Annotated in this window: 19 protein-coding genes, 1 tRNA gene, 2 pseudogenes and 1 riboswitch; of the genes and pseudogenes, 17 read left to right on the plus strand and 5 right to left on the minus strand. The window is 62.2% G+C overall.

Annotated elements, in window-relative coordinates; translation table 11 throughout:
* Positions 1–181: 181 nt before the first annotated feature.
* The 10 genes from F3Y30_RS07515 to F3Y30_RS07560 all read left to right on the plus strand — a co-directional run bounded on the left by F3Y30_RS07515 (position 182) and on the right by F3Y30_RS07560 (position 11,105).
* Positions 182–319: a DUF1127 domain-containing protein gene (locus F3Y30_RS07515; RefSeq protein ID WP_203425850.1), complete on the plus strand. Its 138-nt coding sequence runs from the start codon at positions 182–184 to the stop codon at positions 317–319.
* Positions 320–601: 282 nt separating this feature from the next.
* Positions 602–836, plus strand: a riboswitch (cobalamin riboswitch).
* A 258-nt stretch (positions 837–1,094) separates the two neighbouring features.
* Positions 1,095–2,063 (plus strand): ABC transporter substrate-binding protein, encoded by a 969-nt coding sequence (locus tag F3Y30_RS07520; RefSeq protein ID WP_203426518.1) that lies wholly within the window; start codon positions 1,095–1,097, stop codon positions 2,061–2,063.
* On the plus strand, positions 2,060–3,088 hold the full coding sequence (locus F3Y30_RS07525; protein ID WP_203425851.1) for an iron ABC transporter permease: 1,029 nt from the start codon (positions 2,060–2,062) through the stop codon (positions 3,086–3,088). The genes F3Y30_RS07520 and F3Y30_RS07525 overlap by 4 nt, the downstream gene beginning before the upstream one ends.
* Entirely contained in the window at positions 3,085–3,888 is an 804-nt protein-coding gene (locus F3Y30_RS07530; protein ID WP_203425852.1) for an ABC transporter ATP-binding protein, read from the plus strand. Before F3Y30_RS07525 ends, F3Y30_RS07530 begins: the two co-directional genes overlap by 4 nt.
* Positions 3,885–4,340, plus strand: a complete 456-nt coding sequence (locus F3Y30_RS07535) for a pseudoazurin (RefSeq protein WP_203425853.1) — start codon at positions 3,885–3,887, stop codon at positions 4,338–4,340. Before F3Y30_RS07530 ends, F3Y30_RS07535 begins: the two co-directional genes overlap by 4 nt.
* Positions 4,341–4,509: 169 nt before the next feature.
* Positions 4,510–5,526, plus strand: coding sequence for a DUF4105 domain-containing protein (locus F3Y30_RS07540; RefSeq protein WP_246752903.1), 1,017 nt, complete (start codon positions 4,510–4,512; stop codon positions 5,524–5,526).
* 300 nt (positions 5,527–5,826) lie between these two features.
* On the plus strand, positions 5,827–7,287 hold the full coding sequence (locus F3Y30_RS07545; RefSeq protein ID WP_203425855.1) for a DUF3300 domain-containing protein: 1,461 nt from the start codon (positions 5,827–5,829) through the stop codon (positions 7,285–7,287).
* A 24-nt stretch (positions 7,288–7,311) separates the two neighbouring features.
* Positions 7,312–8,274: a DUF2950 domain-containing protein gene (locus F3Y30_RS07550; protein WP_203425856.1), complete on the plus strand. Its 963-nt coding sequence runs from the start codon at positions 7,312–7,314 to the stop codon at positions 8,272–8,274.
* Between the two features lie 45 nt (positions 8,275–8,319).
* On the plus strand, positions 8,320–9,516 hold the full coding sequence (locus F3Y30_RS07555; protein WP_203425857.1) for a hypothetical protein: 1,197 nt from the start codon (positions 8,320–8,322) through the stop codon (positions 9,514–9,516).
* A 131-nt stretch (positions 9,517–9,647) separates the two neighbouring features.
* A complete protein-coding gene (locus tag F3Y30_RS07560; RefSeq protein WP_203425858.1) occupies positions 9,648–11,105 on the plus strand; it encodes a lytic transglycosylase F in 1,458 nt (485 codons plus the stop codon).
* An 84-nt stretch (positions 11,106–11,189) separates the two neighbouring features.
* On the opposite strand, the gene F3Y30_RS07565 is transcribed toward F3Y30_RS07560, so the two are convergent.
* Positions 11,190–11,759: an XRE family transcriptional regulator gene (locus F3Y30_RS07565; RefSeq protein ID WP_203425859.1), complete on the minus strand. Its 570-nt coding sequence runs from the start codon at positions 11,757–11,759 to the stop codon at positions 11,190–11,192.
* A gap of 148 nt (positions 11,760–11,907) precedes the next feature.
* Between F3Y30_RS07565 and F3Y30_RS07570 the strand changes: the two genes are divergently transcribed.
* A complete protein-coding gene (locus F3Y30_RS07570) occupies positions 11,908–13,041 on the plus strand; it encodes an aminotransferase (protein ID WP_203425860.1) in 1,134 nt (377 codons plus the stop codon).
* Between the two features lie 6 nt (positions 13,042–13,047).
* Here F3Y30_RS07570 and F3Y30_RS07575 read toward each other — a convergent pair.
* Positions 13,048–14,123: pseudogene (locus tag F3Y30_RS07575) on the minus strand (class I SAM-dependent methyltransferase).
* 225 nt (positions 14,124–14,348) lie between these two features.
* On the opposite strand from F3Y30_RS07575, the gene F3Y30_RS07580 reads away from it, so the two are divergent.
* Both F3Y30_RS07580 and F3Y30_RS07585 read left to right on the plus strand, forming a co-directional pair.
* Entirely contained in the window at positions 14,349–15,392 is a 1,044-nt protein-coding gene (locus tag F3Y30_RS07580) for a helix-turn-helix domain-containing protein (protein WP_203425861.1), read from the plus strand.
* A 185-nt stretch (positions 15,393–15,577) separates the two neighbouring features.
* The gene (locus F3Y30_RS07585; RefSeq protein ID WP_203425862.1) at positions 15,578–15,970 is read left to right on the plus strand and encodes a GFA family protein; all 393 of its coding nucleotides are present in this window, start codon (positions 15,578–15,580) and stop codon (positions 15,968–15,970) included.
* Positions 15,971–16,470: 500 nt separating this feature from the next.
* Here F3Y30_RS07585 and F3Y30_RS07590 read toward each other — a convergent pair whose 3' ends face one another.
* Together F3Y30_RS07590 and F3Y30_RS07595 are read right to left on the minus strand one after the other, a co-directional pair.
* Positions 16,471–16,830, minus strand: coding sequence for a hypothetical protein (locus tag F3Y30_RS07590; protein ID WP_203425863.1), 360 nt, complete (start codon positions 16,828–16,830; stop codon positions 16,471–16,473).
* Positions 16,831–17,201: 371 nt separating this feature from the next.
* Positions 17,202–17,275 (minus strand) — tRNA-Gln (locus F3Y30_RS07595).
* 288 nt (positions 17,276–17,563) lie between these two features.
* On the opposite strand from F3Y30_RS07595, the pseudogene F3Y30_RS07600 reads away from it, so the two are divergent.
* The 3 genes and pseudogenes from F3Y30_RS07600 to F3Y30_RS07610 all read left to right on the plus strand — a co-directional run.
* Positions 17,564–19,087, plus strand: a pseudogene (locus F3Y30_RS07600) (Ppx/GppA phosphatase family protein); the annotation flags it as partial.
* 49 nt (positions 19,088–19,136) lie between these two features.
* Complete coding sequence (locus F3Y30_RS07605) at positions 19,137–19,865, plus strand: RlmE family RNA methyltransferase (RefSeq protein WP_203425864.1); 729 nt, start codon at positions 19,137–19,139, stop codon at positions 19,863–19,865.
* A complete protein-coding gene (locus F3Y30_RS07610) occupies positions 19,865–20,248 on the plus strand; it encodes a VOC family protein (protein WP_203425865.1) in 384 nt (127 codons plus the stop codon). Before F3Y30_RS07605 ends, F3Y30_RS07610 begins: the two co-directional genes overlap by 1 nt.
* A gap of 5 nt (positions 20,249–20,253) precedes the next feature.
* Here the strand turns inward: F3Y30_RS07610 and F3Y30_RS07615 are convergent, their stop codons facing one another.
* Positions 20,254–21,750 carry a DHA2 family efflux MFS transporter permease subunit gene (locus F3Y30_RS07615; protein ID WP_203426519.1) on the minus strand — a complete coding sequence of 499 codons (1,497 nt, stop codon included), beginning with the start codon at positions 21,748–21,750 and terminating at the stop codon, positions 20,254–20,256.
* Between the two features lie 159 nt (positions 21,751–21,909).
* On the opposite strand from F3Y30_RS07615, the gene F3Y30_RS07620 reads away from it, so the two are divergent.
* Positions 21,910–22,905, plus strand: a complete 996-nt coding sequence (locus F3Y30_RS07620) for an MBL fold metallo-hydrolase (protein WP_203425866.1) — start codon at positions 21,910–21,912, stop codon at positions 22,903–22,905.
* Positions 22,906–23,022 lie beyond the last annotated feature (117 nt).

Here is a 23,022-nt window from a genome sequence, read left to right on the forward strand (position 1 = left end):
CTGGCTCGCCTGCGAGTGCAGGCCGCTCGTGACCGAGGGCAGTGGTATTACCCATCCGCAGTCTTTGCGTCCGGATTGCGGCGGAGCTATTCGATTCTTGCATGCCTAATTTGCAATCGAATGCCTACCGCATGTGCGAAATAATGCCTATTTGAGCGTCAAGTTGAAAAGGAGAAGAAAAATGAACATTCGTCAGAAGATCGTTGAATATGCAAAGCTTCGCAAGGCTGTCCGTGAACTCCAGTCCATGGACGACCACGTGCTGAGCGACCTCGGGATCTCCCGTTCCCAGATCCGCGCTGCCGTCTACGGCCGCTGATATCGCGAGAAGTCGCAGCCGGTCACAACTGGCAAGCGCCTCGCCGACCGCCAAACCTCCGGCCAACCGGAGGTTTTTTTATGCCCGGTTGTCGGATTGCCCGACCCGGATGACGTCGTAGAGCGCGCCCCCCCGAGGCTCCGGGCCCTGCCGACGCGCGGAAACCATACGGCGCCATCTGCGGCCCGGGTCCTTCGCTATGGTCCCTCTATATGCGTGAAAAGAAACCGGAATCCTGTCTGCGACCTTCGCCGATACGGCTTGACCTCCGCCATGCCGGGCCGTTATGTGGTCGGCGACGGTTCCCCGACGATGACTCCGACGGGATTAATAGGGAACACGGTGCGGAAGACCCGAATGGGACCAAGACCGTGGCTGCCCCCGCAACTGTAAGCGGATTGTCGCCCATCCTCGTGACGCATCAGCGTCATGCCACTGCGAGTTGAAGATCGCGGGAAGGCAGATGGGAGGCAGATATCCGCGAGCCAGGAGACCTGCCGTCATGAGTTCACTCCAATGTCACGGGCGGGGATGCCCGGAACAGGATACGCCATGACCCACTTTTGCGCCGCCGTGCGCCTTGCTGCTTCTGTTTTTCCCCGTTCGTTGACTTCTTCAACCACGCAAATCGCGGACTGACATTGCCTGTCCGTGACCGAGCCGGTCCGCTTCGTTCGCGGCCGGCTTGCCGATCTGGGGAGATCCACCTGTGAAAACCATTCTTAGAAAATCCGTTGGCATCAGCCTTTGTGCTGTATCCATCCTTTTGACGTCGATGGGGGCCTCTGCCCTGGCGGCCGAAACGACCTACCCGCTGCGCCTCGACAATTGCGGGCGTTCGGTGACCTTCCAGAAGGCTCCGGATCGTGCCGTTGCAATCGGCCAGAGCAGCGCGGAAATCATGTACCTCCTTGGTCTTCAGGACCGGATGGTCGGCACCGCGGTGTGGATTGGGCCGGTCATCAAGGGCTTCGAGGAGGCCAATGCCAAGGTCGAGCGACTTGCCGACAACGATCCGAGCTTCGAGAGCGTGGTTGCCAAGAAGCCCGACATCGTCACGGCCCAGTTCCAGTGGCATGTGGGGCCGGAGGGTATCGTCGCGAAACCCGAGCAATTCGAGGAACTGGGTATTCCGGTCTACACCTCGCCTGCCGATTGCATCGGCAAGGACAATAGCGGTGGAGGCGATGGCGTGCGCCACACGGTCTTCACCATGGACCTGATCTACCAGGAAATCGCCGACCTGGCGCAGATATTCAATGTGCAGGAACGCGGCGAGAAGCTGGTTGCGGGGCTTAAGGCCCGCGAGGATGCGGCACGCAGGAAGATCGCTTCGGCGAACGGCAAACTCTCGGCCGTGTTCTGGTTCTCGAGCGCCGAACTCGACATCGATCCCTACGTCGCCGGCAGGAACGGCGCGCCCGGCTACATCATGTCGGCCCTCGGCATCCAGAATGTCATCGACAGCGAAGAGGAATGGCCGACCGTCGGATGGGAAACCGTCGCCAAGTCCGACCCGACGATCATCGTTGCGGGCAAGATGGAGCGCCGCCGCTTTCCGGCGGATGACGTCGAGGTCAAGCGTCAGTTTCTGAAGTCCGATCCCGTTGCAAGCCTCATGTCCGCGGTGAAGAACGGCCATGTCGTCGAAATGGACGCCCAGGCAATGAACCCGACGATCCGCACGATCGAAGGCATCGAGGTTCTGGCCGACGCGATCGAGAAATCCGGTTTGGGCCAGTGACCGGTGTGACCGCGTCATTGTCGCGGACAAGCGCCACGGTTCTGGCGCTTGTCCTGCTCGTTGTCGCGCTGTGGCTTGGCGCGGCAATCGGCGAGACGGCCATACCCATGGACGTGGTTGCCAAGACGGTTGCCAACCGCCTCTGGCATGCGGGCTATTCTCTGGACCCCATCGACGAGGGCATCATCTGGAACTACCGCCTGAGCCGCGCGGTCGTTGCCGCCTGCTGCGGCTCGGCCCTGGCTGTGTCCGGGGTCGTGTTGCAGTCGCTTCTGCGCAACCCGCTTGCCGACCCCTACATCCTCGGCATTTCGGCAGGTGCATCGACGGGAGCGGTCAGTGTCGCCATTCTCGGTTTCGGCAGCGGACTGCTCACGCTGCCGATCGGTGCGTTCTTCGGCGCGCTTGTTGCCTTCGGCCTTGTCAGCCTGCTCTCCATGCGTGCCGGGAGAGGCACGGGCGCGATCATTCTGGCAGGCGTCGCTGGTTCGCAGCTCTTCAATGCGCTGACGTCCTTCATCGTCACCAAGGCCGCAAACGCCGAGCAGGCGCGCGGCATCATGTTCTGGCTGCTGGGCAACCTCTCCGGGGTTCGCTGGCCGGATGTGTGGCTCGCATTTCCCGTCGCGATTGTCGGGTTTGTCATTTGTCTATGGCATTCGCGGGCGCTCGATGGCTTCACCTTCGGGTCAGAGTCTGCCGCATCTCTCGGCATCCCGGTTCGCCGGGTCTATGTCGTGTTGATTGGTGCCTCGGCCATGGTGACTGCTGTGATGGTCAGCATCGTCGGTTCAATCGGTTTTGTCGGGCTGGTAATACCCCATGCGGCGCGCATGATCGTCGGTGTCCGGCACGGTTTCCTGTTGCCGGCCTCGGCCCTCATTGGGGCCGTGTTCATGATCGCGGCCGATATCCTGTCCCGCGTCATCATTCCCGGACAGGTCCTGCCGATCGGCGTGATCACGGCGCTTTTCGGTGCACCGGCCTTCGCCTTCATTCTGGGACAGCGGAGGGCTGCTGCATGAAACTCTCCGCACGCGAGGTCTCATGGTCGGCCGGGGGTGTCTCCATCCTGGAAGGCGTGTCGCTTGATATCGTTCCCGGCGAGTTCCTGGGTATCGTCGGGCCGAACGGTTCCGGCAAGACCAGCCTGATGTCCCTGCTTGCCGGTATCCGGCGACCCCGGTCCGGCACCGTGCTCCTGGATGGACAGCCGATGCAGGATCTTGGACGCCGCGAGGTCGCACGATGCCTCGCGCTGGTCGAGCAGCAGGCCGAGACGGGCGAGCGGATAACGGCGCGCCAGGCGGTCGAACTTGGCCGCACGCCCCATCTCGGCGCTCTCTCGCCCTGGTCGATCAAGGATGACGGCATCGTCGACGAGGCGATCCGCAACGTCGACATGGCGCAGTTTGCGGGGCGCATGTGGCATACGCTGTCCGGTGGAGAGCGTCAGCGCCTCCACATCGCGCGTGCACTGGCACAACAGCCCAAGATCCTGCTCCTGGACGAACCGACGAACCATCTCGATATCGGCCACCAGATAGGTTTGCTGCATCTGGTTCGGCAACAGGGGCTGACGGTGGTCGCCGCGCTCCACGATCTCAACCATGCCGCCATGTTCTGTGATCGCATCGCCGTCATGAACGGCGGCCGCATAGCAGCACTGGGCCGCCCGCGCGCGGTGCTGAATGCCGAACGCATTCATACGGTCTTCGGCGTCGACGTCCATGTCGAACATGAAGGCGAGCATGGCTGCCATATCCGCTATCGAGCGCCCGGATTTTCAACGACCGAACCAGAACTGGCCAGAAGATTTTCATGACTGCGTTATTCAAAGCATTGTGCGTCGCTTCGATTGCATTCGCCGCCCCGCCGTCCGCCCTGGCCGAGACCTTCGAGGTCCGGATGCTGAACCGGGGCGAGAAGGGATCCATGGTTTTCGAGCCGGATTTCCTGGCGTTGAAGTCCGGAGACAGCATCAGGTTCATCGCCACGAACAAGAGCCACAACGCCGCCACCATCGACGGGATGGTTCCGGACGGCTATCCCGGGTTCAAGGGCAGGATCAACGAGGAGATCACGGTACGGTTCGATCAGGCCGGTTTCTACGGCATCAAGTGCTCTCCGCACTACGGCATGGGCATGGTGTTGCTGGTCAAGGTCGGCGACGCGCAGTTGCCGGAAAGCTATCGGGCGATTGATTTCCCCGCCCGTGCGAAGCCGCGCTTCGAAGCTCTCTTCGATGCAGTGACCACGGCGGCCGCGGCACCATGATGTACGCCGCAGGGGTCAGCCGGCATCTCAAGAAGTGCAGGTTGTAATCCGGTCGCGTACGTATTTTTCGCGCGTCCTGATGTGTATGATGGGTGGAAACTATGCCGGCGCCGGGGTTTGGCCGGAACTGTTGCCATACTGGCCCGTGACCTGCGGCAAGGAGCGTGATTTGCGCCTCATCATCGGTATTCTGGCTTTTATCCTTTTCTCAGTTTCCATTGCCGTTGCAACAACCTGGGCAACCCTTGCGCTGTGGTATCGCCTGCCGGCGCCGGAGCTTGTGAGAGCCGTTGCGTCCTGTGTCGCAGCTCTGGCGGGTCTGGCGACGATCGTCGCCCTGCTCACGCGAATGCGGATCCGGGCCGTCGTCCTCTTTCTTGTCGCATTCGCGGGTGTGCTGGGCTGGTGGAGCACGATAAAGCCCCCCGCAAGCGCTGACTGGGCGCCGGACGTCGCACGCCAGGTGACGGGATCGCTCGAGGGTGACACGCTGACGCTTACGGACGTGCGGGATTTCGAATGGCGCAGCAAGACCGACTTCACCGAACGCTGGACGACGCGAACCTACGATCTCAACGGCTTGCGATCGCTCGACCTGTTCATGTCCTACTGGTCGGGGCCGGACATCGCCCATGTCATCATGAGCTTCGGGTTCGAGGGTGGCGAGTACCTTGCCTGGTCGGTGGAGGTGCGTCGGCGGGTCGGTGGCCAGTTCTCGCCCATTGCCGACTTTTTCAAGAGCAATGCCCTGGTGATCGTGGCGGCTGACGAGCGCGACGTGGTCGGTGTCAGGTCGAACGTTCGCGGAGAAGACGTCCAGATCTATCGCCTGAAAGCTTCGCCCGCGGCGGCTCGCGCTCTGCTCCTAGCGTATGTGGAGGATGCCAACGCACTGGCGGCCGCTCCGCAATTCTACAACTCCGTCACCACGAACTGCACGACGGTGGTCGTCAGAATGATGCGTGCCATCGGTGACCGCGTTCCGCTTGACTGGCGGCTGATTGTCAACGGCTACTTGCCTGAGTACGCCTATGATCGCGGCGCCCTCGACATGCGCTACTCGCTCGAGGAGCTGCGATCGCTCGCCCATATCGACAAGCGTGCTCAGGCCGCCGGCCTCGCGCCGGACTTTTCCCGGCTGATCCGTGTCGGCGCGCCCGATCCTTCGACGGTGGCACTGCAATGAGCATTGCTTCTCTTTGAATGTAGGGTGTCACTGACGAACGTCTTTTCGGGTCGCCAGTGTAGCCGCGGATGGACATTCGTGGGGTGCCATTGCTGCCAGCCCTTCTGCATCTTCGAAAACGAATTAAAATTGGCCCAAGAAAACAGAGACATAGATAGTAATTAGGAATTGGTTAGCTGGATTTCTCACTCGGGACCGAGAAGAATCCGGCTTTTTGACATTTATACTTGCAGATGAAGAATAAGGAGATACTCTGAACTTTCCAGGACGGGAATTTGCAGCATTGGGAGGTGGAGCAAAATGTCTCGTACGAATGGATTTCGGCTGGCAACGGCCCTATGGCTCATCCTGGCCCTGTCGGGATCGCTCTATTCTACCGCTACAGCGCAGGAACAGACAGCAGCGGCGGCCACCACACAGGCAACCGACGACGAGGCGCCCGATCCGCTAAGCGAGGACGAGCTTGAAGTTCTCGTCGCCCGCATCGCGCTCTATCCCGATGAACTCGTGGCACTCGTGACGTCCGCATCGCTCTATCCACTGCAGGTCGTGGAAGCCGCGCGGTATCTGGAAAATCTCAAGAAGGACAAGAACCTCAAGCCGAAGGATAGCTGGGACGGCAGCATCATCTCGCTGCTGAACTACCCTGAGGTCGTCAAGATGATGAGTGACGACCTCGACTGGACCCAGTCGCTCGGCGATGCTCTCTCCTATCAGCAGAAGGACGTGCTGGTCGCGATCCAGCAACTGCGCGACAAGGCGGTCGCGGACGGCATCATCAAGACCGACGACAAGATGAAGGTGACTGAGGAAAACGAGAATGTCGTGATCCAGTCGGCCAATCCCGAGACCATCTATGTGCCGCAGTACGCCCCTCAGATGCTCTATGAGGACAACTACCCGCCGGAGCCGGTTTCCTATTATGCGGAGCCGTACCCCAACTATTATCTTCCCACGGCAACATTCTTTGCCGGAGCGATCACAGGCGGGCTCTGGGCGGCCGCTGTCGATTGGGATGACTGGGGCGTCTGGGGCGGAGACTGGGACGGGGACATCGATGTCGATTGCAACAAGTGCTTCAACAACGTTGACCTCGACGGAAAGTTCAAGGGCAAGGACATCGACTGGAGGAACGTCGACCGCAGCAAGATCAACTTCGACAAGAACCAGTTCAAGAACATCGATCGCAACGCGCTGAAGAACAACATCAAGGCGAACGATCGCAACAGCTTCAAGTCCAAGGCCAATGCCATTGGCAGCGACCGCAACAAGAACATCCGCAACAAGGCGTCGGGTGTCAGCGTGAAGGATGTCCGTCAAAGCAAGATCGACAAGGATAGGATCAACCGCGAGAGGGCGAACAGGCCGGGTGGCGACAGGGCGAACAGGCCGAGCGGAGAGAAGATCGGTTCGGCAACTGCAGGCAACAGGGCAGGCCAGGCTGCGAGGCCGGGCAACAAGGCCTCTAATGTGAAGGCGAAGGGAAACATCGATCGCAAGTCCGGCAAGCCGAAACCGGGCGCACGCGCGGACAACAGGCCGAAGAAGCCGTCGGCGCTTGGGCGTGTCGATAGTGGCAAGCGCACTCAGATGCAGTCCAACCGTGGCCGCCAGGCCATGGGCGGCGGAAATCGCGGCGGAGGCAGAAGCATGTCGTCAAGCCGTGGCCACAAGACCATGTACCGGGGCGGCGGCGGCGGTCATCGAGGCGGTGGCGGTGGTCATCGCGGTGGCGGTGGACGTGGCGGCGGTCGTCGCTGATCGCGGGCAACAAGGAAGACAGCCATGACAACGACATTCAGAAATATGGTTCTGGGTTCGGTCTTCACCATCGCGCTCGCGGGGATCGCTACCGTGCCGGGAACTCCCTTCGCTGCGGAACCTTCCGAGGCGACGGTCATCTCCGGATTTGCCTCCGAGAAGGAGCCGCCGACCTTCGACAGCCCGGAGAAGGCCGTCGAGGCATTCAAGGCGGCGCTTGCCGCCGATGACTTCGACAAGCTGGCAGAACTTCTCGGCCTCGACGCCGCCAAGGTGAAGACGGACGAGGGTGCGATGGAGACCTACGGGGAAATACGCGAAGGCGTTAAGCAGAAGCTGGTCGTGCGCGACGAGGGAGGCGACAAGATCCTCGATATCGGCGACAAGCTCTGGCCGTTCCCGTTCCCGCTCGCCAAGGGCGACGACGGCAAGTGGGCCTTCGATACCTTCACCGGCTTCGAGGAGATCATCAATCGCCGGGTCGGCGAGAACGAACTCCAGACCATCGAGACGATGCGCGACTACATTGACGCGCAAAAGGAATACGCCTCGGTGGATCACGACGACGACGGTGTGCTGGAATACGCGCAGAAGCTGATGAGCAGCGAGGGCAAGACGGACGGACTCTATTGGTCACCGGACCTCGGCTTCGGCGATAGCCCGGCCGGTGACGCTTTCGAGACTGCCGGGGTGCTCGAGAAGGTAAAGGCCGGCGAGGGCTACTTCGGCTACCGCTACCGCATTCTCACGAGCCAGGGCCCGAACATTGCCGGCGGCAAGTTCGACTACATCATCAACGGCAACCTGATTGCCGGTTTCGGACTGGTCGCATGGCCCGTCAGATACGGCGAGACGGGCGTCCATACCTTTGTCACGAACGCCAATGGCGTCGTTTATCAGGCGGACCTTGGAAACGACACGGAGAAAATTGCGGCCGGGATACGCCAATTCAATCCGGGTGACACTTGGGAGGTCACTGAGGACTGAGCGCTTCGATTCCAGTTTGCGCACCATGCCAAGGGAAGAATTTGCATGAGTGACGGACGAGCGAGCCAATCGAAGGAAATCGAAGACTACCTCGCCTCCCACGGTGGCCCTTTCTTCGAGTTGCAGAAGAGACTTGGGCTGCTGCACGAGCGTGCGTTGAAGACCTTTGAACGTGCCCTGATTTTCATCGGGATCGCCTGGGCCGTTCCGTTTGTGCTGGGTTTGCCGCAAAGCCTGTCGCTCGATTCGACGAGCGGCCTGCCTTATCTCCTCGATGTCGGCGCATGGGCCAAGTTCTTCATTGCAATCGGCGCATTCATGCTTGCGGAGCAACAGGTCGAACAAGGCCTCCGCCAGAGGCTGCGCCACGTGGTAGCTGCTCCGATCATTGCGCCGGAATCGCTTCCGGCCGCCGCGCAGGCGGTCAATGTTGCCCTGAGGCGGCGCAACTCGCGCATTGCCGAGATTGCTTGCCTGGTGATCGCGTACACAGCCGCAAGCGTTGCCCTTCGGCATCTATACACCGTCGACAAGTCGTCTTGGTCGGTCATTGCCTCGCCGGCGGGCAATACGCTGACGCTTGCCGGCTGGTGGACCGTGTTCTTCAGCATACCGTTGTTCTGGTTCCTGGCACTGCGCGGATTGTGGAGGCACTTCGTCTGGTCGTTGCTGTTGCGCAAGGTGGCAAGTCTCGAGCTTCGACTGGTCTCGACCCATCCCGATGGCCGCGCCGGTCTGGGGTTCCTCGCTGACTACCCGAACGCCTACATGACGTTCATTTTCGGTGTGAGCTGTGCCGTCGCCGCCGCCGTTGCAAAGAATGTGCTGCACGAGACGGCGACGATCACGAACATCACGATCCTGATGGTGGTCTGGCTCCTGATCGTTCACGCACTTTTCGCGTTCCCGCTTTCAGCCTTTGCCCGGCCATTGGGCAATCTCAAGAAGGCTACGCTTGCACGTCTGGGCGCGCGCGCGACGCAGTATCACCGGCTGGCTGAACGGAAGTTGATCGACGACAACATCGCCGCCAACAGCGCAGCCGAGGCCGCGCAAGTCCAGGACGTGCCGGACCCGTCGAAACAGTACGAGACCACCCGCAAGATGTCGACGTTTCTGTTGAACCGGTCGACGCTCCTGCCGGTCTCCGCCGCGGCACTCCTGCCTTACACGATCGTTGCCATAAACAGGGTGCCATTCAAGGAAGTCATGTCCTTGTTGAAGAAGCTGCTTTTGTTGTGATGCCGGTGCGGCGGCAACGGTAGCGTTGCCGGCTGTAACCAATCTGGCAATGCCATCCGTGGCCGAACGCACAAGGCGTCGGATGGCCGGTGTGCTCTGTCTCGCAGGTTTTTGTCCGGGGGTTCTTGTCCATGCCCTATCTGCTCGCGTTGCTGCTGTTCGCGGTGTCTCTTGTCGTGGGAAATCCTCGTGCCGGGTTCACTGCCGAATCGGCTGAATCACCCATTTTCAGCCTGCTTCTGAAGCCCCATGTCGACGATCTCGACGGCATGATGAAGCGGCGGGTCATCCGTATCCTGGTGCCCTACAGCAAGACGATCTACTTCATCGACAAGGGCCAGCAGCTGGGTACCGCCGTCGAGTTCGGCACCGCCCTCGAGAAGGAATTGAACAAGGACAGGAAGAAGGAGGTCGAGCGGATCCGCATCGCCTTCATCCCGACCAGCCGGGACCGCCTCATTCCCGCGCTGAACGAGGGCGTGGGCGACATAATCATGGCCAACCTCACGATCACTCCCAATCGGCTCGCCCTGGTCGATTTCAGCGCGCCGATCTACGACAAGGCGCGCGAAGTCCTCGTGTCCGGTCCCTCCGCTCCGCCGGTCGCCAGCCTCGATGACCTTGCCGGCAAGGAAGTCTTCGTCCGCCAGACCAGCAGCTACTTCGAGCATATCGTGTCCCTCAACGAGCGCTTTCGCAGCGAGGGTAAGCCAGAGATCCGCATCAGGCCGATTGATGAAAACCTCGAGGACGAGGATATCATGGAGATGGTCAATGCCGGCCTGCTCTCCTGGACGATCGTGGACGAGTACAAGGCCGATATCTGGTCGACAGTGTTCACTGACCTCAAGGTGCACGAAGACATCGCGCTATCGATGGACGGCCAGATCGCCTGGGCCATCCGCAAGGGCAGTCCGAAGCTCAAGGAGGTGCTCGACGCCTTTGCCGCCGAACACAAGGCAGGCACGACCTTCGGAAACATTCTTCGCAAGAAGTACTTCAAGAGCGACAAGATGCTGAAGCGCGCCTATGCCACTGCCGATGTGGAGCGGTTCAAGATGCTCCTTGCCATTTTTCGAAAGCACGCCGGCACCTATTCCTTCGACCACCTGATGCTGATCGCGCAGGGCTACCAGGAATCCCAGCTCGAGCAATCGCGCCGCAGCCCGCGCGGGGCGGTCGGCATCATGCAGCTCCTTCCCGCCACAGCGGCCGGCAAGGAAGTTGGAATCGGCGACATAGCCGAGAGCGAGGACCGCAACGTTGAAGCGGGTGCGAAATACCTGCGCTATCTGACGGATACCTACATAAACGAGCCGAACATGTTGCCGCACGACCGGATGCTCATGGCCTTTGCCGCCTATAATGCCGGACCAGGCAATCTCAGGAAGTTTCGAAAGAAGGCGACGGAGCTCGGGCTCAATCCCGACATCTGGTTCGGCAATGTCGAGAATGCGGCCGCCTCGATAGTGGGGCGCGAGACCGTCCAGTATGTGAGCAACATCTACAAGTACTATGTTGCCTACAGCCTGCTGGCCGAGGTCGCCGATGCCAAGCCCGACGAGGATTCCGCAACATCGATGCAGTAGGCGGTCCGCTCGCTCCTTTGCATGTATCCGGTCGTCACGAAATCCCGAGGTTTCGTTGTTTCGACCTCCGGTCTCCGATTGGCATCACGAAATCACGTTGCGCACGAAGCGAACTCCGGCAGGCCCGGGATTGCTGTAGGAATAGGCCTGGGCTGTGCTGTAGACCGCGAAGGAACCAACAGAATAGTCGCGGACCTTGCCCGACAGTTCCAGCCGTAGCGTCCCTTCCATCACGAAGATCATTTCATGCCAGCCCGGCGGGTCGGGCTCGGCGTCATAGCGCTCGCCGGGCCCGAGCGCCCACAGCCACATCTGCGCTTCGCTCGTTGCCGGGGCCGAACCGAGAAGGACGGCGCAGCTCTCCTCGCGCGTGCCGCGCCAGGTGACTTCATTGATGTCGGTCCGGGATTCCACCGTCGGATCGCGCACCAGATCGACGAAACCGACGCCGATCGCGGCTGCAAGCTTGTCGAGGCTCGAAAGGCTGATGTTTGCGTCGCCCTTTTCGACCGCGACGATCATCCGCCGGCTGATGCCGGAAGCCTGGGCGAGCGCCGTCTGGCTGAGGCCGGCCTCTTGGCGCAGGCGCCTCAGATTTCCGGAGACATGGGCGAGAACGTCACCGCGTCCTTGACTGTGCAATATATTGCTCATACGGTACTTTCAAACGATCAGCCGAGCCAGGTCAACGGCTTGGCGACGCATTGCGCCGCGCCCCGGAAGCCTTCGCTATCAGGGCATTCCCTCAGATAAGGACTAAGGGCTCTGCGTGGCAACCGCAAACCACGGAAGGAACGACACGATGAAGATCCGCGATTTCGGCGTCGAAATATGGATGAACCGCTACGAGACGAGATGCGAGTGGAACCTCGCCGAGACCTGCGTCGAGTCACTGACGGTTGCCGAACTCCTCGACATGGCCGGAAAGCGTGACGCGATCCTGGGAGAGCTCCTGCCGATGAAGCTGACCTATGGTGCAATCGAGGGAAGCGAGCGCCTCAGGGGGCTGATCGCGGATCTCTACGAGAAGCAGTCCATGGAGAACATCGTCGTCGCCCATGGCGCGATCGGCGCCAATGCGCTCGTGCACGAGACTCTGGTGGAGCCGGGCGACCGGGTGATCTCGGTGCTGCCGACCTACCAGCAGCACTATTCCATTCCGGAAAGCTATGGCGCCGACGTCCGGATCCTGAAGCTCAGGGAGGAAAACGGCTTCCTCCCCGATCTCGAGGAACTGGGCCGCCTCGCGACCCCGGGCACCAAGCTGATAGCACTCAACAATCCGAACAACCCAACGGGCGCCCTGATGGACCGCGCCTTCCTCCTCAGGATCGTCGAGATCGCCCGCGCATCGGGAGCCTGGATCCTCTGCGACGAGGTTTACCGCGGCACCGACCAGGAAGGTTCGGGCATGACCGCCTCCATCGCGGATCTCTACGAAAAGGGGATCAGCACCGGCAGCATGTCGAAAACCTTTTCACTGGCAGGTCTCAGGCTCGGCTGGATCGCAGCGCGGAGCGAGCTCATTCACGCTGTCTCCGTCCATCGCGACTACAATACGATCAGCGTCGGCATGCTCGATGACCACTTCGCGGCGATCGCTCTCGAAAACCGCGACAGGATCCTCGCCCGCAGCCATCGGATTACCCGGACGAACCTCGCAATCCTCGAGGAGTGGGTGGAAGGGGAGCCGCTGATCTCCTGGACCAAGCCCCGATCCGGGACCACCGCGCTGCTCAAGTATAACCTTCCGTTCTCGTCCGAAGTCTTCTGCACGAGGCTCCTCGAGCGCACAGGCGTCATGCTGACGCCGGGCAGTGCCATGGACATGGAAGGGTATCTGCGCATCGGCTATGCGAATTCCGAAGCGGTGTTGCGCGAGGGCCTGAGCAGGCTCTCGCGCTTCCTCACCGAGGAACAGGTTGCGGCCGCCTGACAAGCCTCAGAGCCTCGCTTCGAGGATCAGGTTGAACGGCGTCGCCATGGCGCGGCGGAAGCGGGTGAAGCCCGCCTTGCGGAACACCTCCGCCAGCCGTGCCTGACCGGCCTGTGCGCCGAGCACCATGCGCCCGCCGTCGGAAATCGCATGGGCGCAGCAGATGGTCGTCGATGCGGCATAGTACATTCTGGCGACGGGCGAGATGTTGTCCTCGACCCGGTCGTTGGCAAAGGGTTCCACCAGCATGACAGTGCCGTCAGGTGCAATGGCGCTTGCCGCGTGTTTCGCCGCCGCGAGCGGATCGCCCATGTCGTGCAGGCAGTCGAAGAAGCAGATGAGGTCGTAACCCGTGCCCGGATAGTCGCTCGCCCGCGCGACGGAAAAGGAGGTACGCCCGCCGACGCCCGCATTGGCAGCAATCCTCTGCGCCTCCGCGACGGACTCCCCGTGTGTGTCGAAACCGCGGAACCGCGACGCGGGAAACGCTTCCGCCATGAGCGCCGTCGAGTGGCCGTGGCCGCATCCGATGTCGGCGACCAGCGCACCGGTCTGGAGCTTCTCGATGACGCCCTCGAGCGCCGGCAACCATTCGGGGACGAGGCTTGCCTTGTAGGCATTGCGGTAGAAGGCCGCGACTCCGCAGTAGAGCCGCCCGTCATGGTCGCCCCAGGAAACGCCGTTGCCGGTGCGGAAAGCCTCCACGGCCTTGTCCTCGTCCGCCCACATCGACGCCGGAACGGCCCAGGCGTTCGGAATGAAGACCGGGCTGTCCTCGTCTGAAAGGACCAGAGCCTGTTCGGGCGTGAGCTCATAGGTGTCGCTGACCGCATGATAGGCGACGTAACCGCCGGCAGCCTGTGAGCCGAGCCATTCGCGCACATACCGTTCGGCGCAGCCGCTGCGGCCCGCGAGCTCGTGCGAGGTGAGGGGCCTGCTTCCGCCATCGCCTTGTAGAGGCCGAGCCGGTGGCCGAGGCTCACCATGACGCCGCCATAGCCGGCCGAGAGATCCGCAACCGCACGCCCGAGAAGGGCATCGAGTTTCGCGGAATTGATCGTTTTCGCCTTGTGCTGATCCATCTTCTAGTCTCCTTTTCACGCATCGGGGGATCCGAAGTCTTGCCAGAGCATCGCACCAGGACCGGCGGCATGTGAGAGCCGGACTGTCCACAAACGGGCCGTTCGTGCCACCAAGGGCGAAAATCGGGAGGTGACCGGTCGTCGCCGGCGCTGCACGCACCGGCCATATGGCCCTGTTGCGGGCATGGCGCTATTCTGCTGTTCCTGAGCCTTGGGGGGATTGAAGTGCCGCGCGACACTTTCGAGAAGGGATCGGAACCTCTCCATGTCAGCCTCGTCGCCGTTCCCGAGGCGGTGGTCTCGACGCTGAGCGGCATCTTCGACGTCATGAACGCCTTTGCGATCCTGCCCATCCCCGGCCGCACGTCGCCCGCGCCGCCCCCGTTTCGCGTAGAGATCGTCGGGTTGCAGCCGGGGCCGCTCCAGCTTGCAAGCCGCGTACCCGTGACGGTGCAACGCGGCATCTCCGAGCTCGATGAGACTGACATCATCATCGTTCCCTCACTCCTGCTCGGGCCGGACGGCTGGCGGAAGGGGACGCATCCGGAAATCGTCGACTGGGTTGCCGCCATGCATCGCCGAGGCGCACTCCTGTGCTCGGCCTGCTCGGGGCTTTTCCTCCTCGCCGAGACGGGGCTCTTCGACGGGGCGGATGCGACGGTGCATTTCGGCTACGCCCGAACCTTCGAGGCGGCATTTCCCGCCGTGCCGATACGGCCGGAACGCGTCCTGGTGGTTTCCGGCAGGCGCGAGGAACTGATCACTTCGGGGGCCTCCATGACCTGGCACGATCTGGTCCTCTACCTGATCGGGCGTCATGCGGGAGCGACAGCCGCACAGGCCGTCGCGCGGTTCTTCGCCCTGCAATGGCATCAGGACGGTCTTGCGCCGTATATCGTCTTCGAAGGACGCAACAACCATGGCGACGTCGCGATCCAGGCCGCCCAGGACTGGGTGGCGGCGCATTTCGCCGTCGCCAATCCGCTCGAGGAGATGATCCGAAGCGCCGGGCTCGGCGAGCGCACCTTCAAGCGTCGGTTCACGGGTGCCACCGGGCTCAGCCCGATCGCCTATGTACAGCGCCTGAGGGTGGAGGATGCCAAGCGCCGCCTGGAGCGCACCGAGGCCTCGGTCGACGAGATCAGCTGGCAGGTCGGCTATGAGGAACCCGCCTTCTTCCGCCGCCTGTTCAAGCGCGTGACCGGGCTTACCCCGGGAAACTATCGCCGCCGCTTCCGGATCCCCGACTACGCCCGAACGCATGGATAGGCGCGCGCGCTTCAGTGCGGCGGACAATTCGTGCCGAAGACTACCCTTGGGAACCCGCAGGACCGGGCATCGTGCCCCACCCAAACAGTGGGCGCCTGGACCGCCCTCTCCCTTGGCGGAAAATTGCATTGAAGCGGCCCCTCGTTGTAGGGATTCCGCCCAGCTGGTTTGAGAGGAGGCGCAGCATGGACCGATTCACGGGTGGCTGCCTGTGCGGCAATGTCCGGATTGTGGCGTCGGGGCGCCCTTATCGGGTCGGCCTTTGTCACTGCCTTGATTGCCGCAAGCATCATGGCGCCCTGTTCCACGCCTCGGCGATATTCCCTCAGGATGCGGTGACGATCGTTGGAGAGACACGCGATTATTCCGGGCGACATTTCTGTCCGCGTTGCGGCTCGTCCGTTTTCTCACGCACCGCGGACGAAATCGAAGTGAACTTGGGATCCCTGGACGCCCCTGACCAACTGGTGCCGACCTACGAGCTCTGGGCCGTCCGTCGCGAATCCTGGTTGCCGCCTTTTCCGCTCAAAAGACGATACGACCGCGATCGCGACGAGACTGATCGCTTCGAGGACTAGGCCGCACGAGCGGCGGGAGCCACGGACCCGCGGCCGCTCAGAACAAGAAGGACATGCTGGCGGTCATCGCAAAGGCAAGAAGCCACGCGAAAACCACCAGCGCCCAGAACACCATGGGCGACAGGCGGTCGAGCCAGAGGCGGCGTGAATGTCCTCGCTGAGAACCTTCAACTTCTGCCGTGGGTCGCCCCATTTCACGCGCCTGAACTTGTAGACGTTGTCGACCATGCTCGAACGATACGACGGGCCGGTTAATCGAATTTGAAACCGCCCTGTCTCACCCGTTGGATGAAAATCAACGGGCGTGGAAGTTCATGAATAGTTCCGAAAAATCCTGATTGTGGCCATCAAGTTCACGGTGCGTTCGGGCGGTGTTCACCGAATGCCGCTAAAACCTTATCGGTTCGCTCAAGTATTGTGCCACGGAGCCCCGTCCCGGAGCGTCTCCTGATGACGGGGCCTTGCACTTCAGATGACGTGAGGTGTTGGTTTTCTAAAACCTACCGGCGGCTCATGCTGGCCTGGGCCGTGCCATCGCCCTTCCATACCGCGTTGGCTGTATCGGCGCCGGTAAAGGTCATCGTCACGCTGTATCCCGATCCGAAGCGGATCGTCTTGCCGGACACCTTGGTGCCGCCCACCTTCTGAGCACGTCCCTGGAAGTAGTACGAGGTCACCTTGTTGTTCTTGATGGTGACTTTGCCCGACGATTTGCCGCTCCATTTGCCCGCCCAGGTTCCGTCCCAGGACGCCGCCTGAGCGGCAGGCTTTTTCGATGCCGCGAAGCTGTCGGTCGGCTGAGTGAACGCAATGAAAGACGCTGCAAATGCGATTGTCAGTATCATTTTAGCAATATGCATACTTTGCCCCTTGTGATTGCATAACAGATAAACCGCTATCACAAGTTCACAGTCGCTTCATGGCTTAAACTGGGGTGGATTGGACAAATCCTGAAGGGGGAGGGGACTGGTTCAGCACGCGGTGGGGCATACGCCGTGATGACAGGAAGTCTAATTTCGCGTTGTGCTGCGTGGGGGGATGGAGCGCCATAACAAATGTGCGCCAACAGCGGGCGACGCACCCAGGCGGCTTCATCTGTCGAATATTCGCTCTGTCCATAGGGGAGCAGCACTCATTCGACTCGAGCTAAGTTGACGAGCCCGAGGAAAACTACGAGGCACGACCAGAGGTGCGCGCCACTCTGCAGGTATCTGGAATTTCAAGAGAAAGTTGGCTGGGGAACCTGGATTCGAACCAGGACTAACGGAGTCAGAGTCCGTGGGTCTACCGTTAACCTATTCCCCAATCCTTGAAGCGAAAGAGATCGCTTGACGGGCGCGGGAACTAAGGTTTGTCGCCTCTTCTGCCCCGGTCAGGCAGAACTCGTTCCCGTTTCGTGGCGCCTTTTAGCATATTCGCGGCAGTGATCAAGGGGCATATGCAGCTTATTCAAATATGTTTTCGACGATGTCTTTTGCCCGTCACAAAAAGAATTTGGCGAAAGGGCGGAGCGCTGGTAATGTCGCGCCAACGAAAATCGAGAGAGCGCCTGCTGCAGTCTCAATGGCTTTGCGCGGCGCCGTAGGCAGTAACGTGAACGACCCCGACAGCGGCTCCAGGCCGCCCGTTTCCGGGGCGCAGGCCGTGGATGGACAGGCGAGACCGAAGCGGTCGCGCCGCCGCAAGGGCAGGCATCATGACGGACGCAATCCGTCCATGGGCACCCAGACCGCGAGCCACCCGACCGGCAAGACCGGATCGGAACAGCGCCCACCGATGGCAGAAGGCGGTGATCCCGCCCGCAAGCGCAAACGCCGCCGGCGCGGAAAGCAGGGCGGCGAGCATGTGCGTCCGCCGGTTCCCGTCGGAGAGCACGGCGTTTCCCAGGCCAATGGATCCCAAGGCGAAGGACGCAAGGGCCGTCGCAAGAATCGCGGCCACCGCGGCCCGCAGGCGAGGGCGCTGAAGACGGCGGAGAAGGCTCCCGCCGTATCCGTTCCCGTCTCGCGTGCCGACGATGCCAAGCCGCGCAGCGAGCGGGTTGCGGCGGAAGCCGGACCGATCGCCGCCCAGCGGCAGCCGATGCCGCAGCCGCAGTTCGAAGGCCAGAATGGTCAGTGGAACGACCAGCCGCTCTATGCGGCGCTCGACCTCGGCACCAACAATTGCCGGCTTCTGATCGCTCAGCCCACCCGTCCCGGCCAGTTTCGCGTCGTCGACGCCTTTTCGCGGATCGTGCGCCTCGGCGAGGGGCTGGCGGCGAGCGGGCGCCTTTCGGACGAGGCGATGGAGCGATCGATCGAGGCGCTCAGGGTCTGCGCCGCGAAGCTCCGCAACCGCAACATCCGCAGAAGCCGCCTCATCGCGACGGAGGCCTGCCGCGCGGCCGAAAACGGCGAGGCATTTCTCGAACGGGTCAAATCCGAGACGGGGCTGGATCTCGAGATCATCAACCGCGAGACCGAGGCGCGGCTTGCCGTTTCCGGCTGCTCGTCGCTCGTCGGCCGCGAGGCGAAGTCCGTCGTCCTCTTCGATATCGGCGGGGGCTCCTCCGAAATTGCCGTGATCCGCATCGGCGAGAATCGCTCGAGCCGTCTTGCCAACCACATCACCCACTGGACATCGCTGCCGGTCGGCGTCGTCACCCTGTCGGAACGTCACGGCGGCAAGCATGTGACGCCGGAAAGCTTCGCGGCCATGGTCTCGGAAGTCGAGGGGATGCTCGCGGGCTTCCATTGCCCCGATGACGCCGGTTGCATCGAGCCGGACGATTTCCATCTCATCGGCACGTCGGGCACGGTTACGACGCTTGCCGGCGTGCATCTCGATCTGCCGCGCTACGACAGGCGAAGGGTGGATGGCGTCTGGCTGTCCGACGACGAGGTGAGCGCCATGCAGGCCCGCCTGCTGTCCTGGGATTTCACGGCGCGGGCCGCCAATCCCTGCATCGGGCCGGATCGTGCCGATCTGGTGCTCGCGGGCTGCGCAATTCTGGAAGCCATCCGCAAGCGCTGGCCGTCGACACGCATGCGGGTCGCCGACAGGGGACTGAGGGAAGGGCTGCTGACGGACATGATGGCCGATGACGGCGTCTGGCGCCGCGGTCGGCACCGTCGTCACCCCAGGGGCAACTTCCGCCATTCCGGCCCTCGGAGGGCCAGACTCCATGACAAAGCCACCGATCGGCGGAAACCGGACGGGCCGCAAGCTCGGCCAGAAGGTGAAGAAGGGCAAGCTCAAGGCGTCCTCGCGGCGCTGGATCGAGCGCCATATCAACGATCCCTACGTCCAGCGCGCCAAGCTCGAGGGCTATCGGGCACGTGCGGCCTTCAAGCTCCTTGAAATCGACGAACGCCACCACATCCTGAACGGCGCGCGGCGCATCATCGACCTTGGTGCGGCTCCCGGAAGCTGGTCGCAGATCGCCGCCAAGGTCACCGATTCCACGGACGAGGATCCGCGGGTCGCCGCGATCGACTTCCTCGAAATGGATCCGCTGCCCGGCGTGCGCATCCTGCAGATGGATTTCCTCGACCCCGAGGCGCCGGAAAAGCTGATCGAGGCGGTCGGCGGAACGCCGGACCTCGTCATCTCCGACATGGCTGCGCCCACCACCGGCCACCGCCAGACGGATCACCTGCGCACCATGCACCTGTGCGAGGTCGCCGCGCATTTCGCGGTCGAAGTGCTGGGGGAAGGCGGCCATTTCCTGGCCAAGACCTTCCAGGGCGGGACCGAGCGTGACCTTCTCAACATGCTGAAGCAGAATTTCCGCCAGGTCATTCATGTGAAGCCCGGCGCCTCACGCGCCGAATCGGTCGAGATGTTCCTTCTTGCCAAGGGCTTCAAGGGCCGGAAGGCCGCGCAGGCCGCCGAGGTCGAGGAGGACGGCTGATGCTGCTTTACGTCACCGTCGGCACCAACGACCTGGCCCGCGCGGGCGCCTTCTACGATGCGGTCCTGCCGCTCCTCGGCTATCGCCGCCAGAAGCAGGCGAAGGACGAGATCGGCTACGGTGCCGATGAGGACGTGCGCTGCCGTTTCTGGGTGGTCGAGCCGTTCAACCGGGAGCCTGCGACCTTCGGCAACGGCGTGACCATTGCCCTCGACGCACCGAGCCGCGCGGCGGTCGATGCCTTCCATGCCGCGGCACTCGCCCATGGCGCAACGGATGAGGGCGCGCCCGGCCTGCGGCCGTTCCATGCGAATTTCTATGCCGCCTTCGTGCGCGACCTCGACGGCAACAAGATTTCCGCCGTCTGCGAACGCCCGGAATAACGCCTCTACTTCACCGCCGTCGACGTGTCGCTCTCGCGTGCCACCAGCCGGTGGCCGGAGACTGATGCGCCCGCATTCCTGGGCATCGAGAGGAACGGGATGACAGCGGCGAGCGTGATCGCCGAAATGATCATGAACGCGATCTGGAAGTCCCTGAGCTCCAGCGGCGAGCCGGTCAGCGTCGTCTCGATCTCGAGGATGGCACCGGCGACCGCCACGCCCATCGCAAGGCTCATCTGCTGAAGGACGGCGCTCATCGAGGTCACCTTGCTCGCATCCCTGTCGGGAATGTCGGCGAAGGAGAGCGCGTTGACGCTGGTGAAGAAGAAGGACCGAGCGAAGCCCGCGACGAGCAGCACCAGGGCGATCAGCACGAAGGGCGTTGAAGGCGTGAACAGGCCGTTGACGAAGGTGAGCGCCGCACCCGCGATCGCGGCGACGATCAGCGTCGAGCGGAAACCGGCGAAGGTCAGCACGCGCTTGGCGAGAAACTTGGTCGTGATCGCGCCGATGGCACCGGTGAAGGTGATGAGCCCGGATTGAAACGGCGAAAGCCCGAAGCCCACCTGCAGCATCAGCGGCATCAGGAACGGAACCGCGCCCACGGAAATGCGAAAGAGCGTGCCACCGACGGATGCGGCCCTGAACGATCTGTTGCGAAAGAGCCGGAGGTCCAGAAGCGGTGCCGGATGACGTCTCGCGTGGCGGACATAGAGGAAGCCGCAGACGACACCGACGGCCGTCGAAACGAGTCCCACCACCGGCGGCAGTGCCGGCAGGCTCACCACGGACAGGCCGAACATCGTGCCGGAGGCGGCGATCGCGCTGAGGAGGAAGCCTTTGAAGTCCATCGGCGGCGGCGCATCGGCGCGGATTTCCGGCAGGAAGATACCGGACAGGACATAGCCGACGATCCCGACCGGAACATTGATGAGAAAGATCCAGTGCCAGGTGAAATAGGTGGTGATGAAGCCGCCGAGCGGCGGTCCGGCGAGCGGGCCGACGAGCGCCGGGATCGTCAGCAGCGCCATGGCGGAAACAAGCTCGCTTCGCGAGGTGCTTCGCACAAGCACGAGACGGGCGACAGGCGTCATCATCGCCCCTCCCATGCCCTGGATGAAGCGCGAGACGACGAACGCGACGAGGCTGTTCGACACGGCACAGAGTATGGAACCGATGATGAAGACGACGATTGCTGAGCGGAAGATGCGCTTGGCACCGAAGCGGTCGGCCATCCAGCCGCTGAGCGGAATGAAGATGGCAAGCGACACCATGTAGGCGGTCAGCGCCAGTTTGAGCGTGATCGGACCGACGCCGAGATCGTGTGCGATAGCCGGCAGCGACGTCGAGATGACAGTCGAATCCATCTGTTCCATGAAGAGCGCGACGGCAAGGATCAGGGGAACGATGCGATTCATGGGGTGGTTGCTTGCGACTGGCGTGGTTCGGTGCGGAGCGCGCTGGCGAGAGACAGGGCGACTAACCGTCCGGCTCTCCTGGATGCCGGTCTTGTGCGCCCAATGTCCGGGGATGTCAAACCTCGGGGAATTCCCGGGAGCATCACAAACCCGTGATGTTTTCGACAGTATCGTGACTTGCTACCGGTTGTCGGAGAGTCATGCTGCGCAACTTCAAAGTGGACATCAACAGGGGAGGCCAAGATGGCTAAGTTCAGTGGAACGATCTCACGTCGTACATTGTTTTGTGCTGCGGCAGTCGGCACATTGGCGGCGCCATTCGTCATGAGGCAGGGAGCCGCGCAGGCAGCATCCGGAGTGGAAAATGCAGATATGAAGGAACCGGTCGCCACACGCAGCTTCAAGCTTGGCAGCTTTGACGTGACCGTCATCCGCGACGGTGCGCGGGCCTCGGACAAGCCCGGCGAAACGTTCGGGACGAATCAGACCGCAGAGACGGTTGGCGCCTTGCTCACCGAGAACTTTCTTCCGGCGGATCGTTTCGTCAACAGCTTCTCGCCGACCGTCGTCGACACGGGTTCGGAATTGGTGCTGTTCGATACCGGCATGGGAGAGGGCGGCCGCGAGGCCGGCATGGGGCGCCTCGCCGAGGGCATGCAGGCGGTCGGCTACACCCCGGACCAGGTCACGGTGGTCGTGCTGACCCATATGCACGGCGATCACATCGGCGGTGTGATGGAAGGCGGCGCGCCGGCATTCAAGAATGCCCGCTATGTCACCGGCCGAACGGAGTACGATTTCTGGGCGAGCACGGATCGCGTCGGAACGCCGGCCGAACAGGGGCACAAGGGCGTGCTGGCGAAGGTGAAGCCGCTCGCCGAGAAGATCACCTTCATCGAGGATGGCGGAGAGGTTGTGCCGGGCATTACCGGCATCAACGCGTTCGGCCACTCGCCAGGGCACATGATCTTCCGGTTGGAATCGGAGGGCAAGCCGCTGATCCTGACGGCCGATACCGCCAATCACTATGTTCTCTCGCTGCAACGGCCCGATTGGGAGGTTCGCTTCGACATGGACAAGGCCATGGCCGCGGCCACCCGCAAGCAGGTGTTCGACATGATCGCCACCGACCGGCTGGCCTTCGTCGGCTACCACATGCCGTTCCCGGCTGCGGGTTTCGTCGAGAAGGCGAGCGAAGGCTATCGGTTCGTTCCGCTGGCGTATCAGTACGACCTCTGAACGCGACGATTTCGCAGTTCTTTCGCGGTTCTTGTGTGACCCGGGAGCGATCCCGGGTTTTAGCTATTTCCAATCGGTCATGAACGTGTTACGAGCCCTCGCCAACTTCCAAGAATA

The organism is Sinorhizobium sp. BG8 (genome assembly GCF_016864555.1).
GTDB lineage: Bacteria > Pseudomonadota > Alphaproteobacteria > Rhizobiales > Rhizobiaceae > BG8.